The 269-nt window shown below is 68.8% G+C and carries 1 protein-coding gene; it reads left to right on the forward strand.

The window, feature by feature from the left end; translation table 11 throughout:
• On the forward strand, window positions 1-269 hold a 269-nt coding region (locus tag SB660_RS20850; RefSeq protein WP_410584259.1), incomplete at both ends, for an LCP family glycopolymer transferase.

Below are 269 nucleotides of genomic sequence, written 5' to 3' on the forward strand. Positions count from 1 at the left end.
GACGAGTGCGGCGAGGTCTCGACCGGCCTGCTCGGCGAGCGCTGCTCGGAAGCGGACGGGGGCGTGCTCAACGACGTCAACCTGCTCGTGCATGTCTCCGCCGAGCCGCGGAACGTCACCGTCGTGTCCTTCCCCCGCGACCTCATGATGTCGACGCCGGAGTGCACCCTGGCGGATGGATCGGTCGCCTCGGCCACCGACTACTCCGCCATCAACGAGATCTACCAGCGCGCCGGCCTCTCCTGCGTCGCGAAGAGCGTCACCGACCT

Source organism: Bacillus sp. SIMBA_005 (assembly GCF_046535585.1).
GTDB lineage: Bacteria > Bacillota > Bacilli > Bacillales > Bacillaceae > Bacillus > Bacillus pumilus.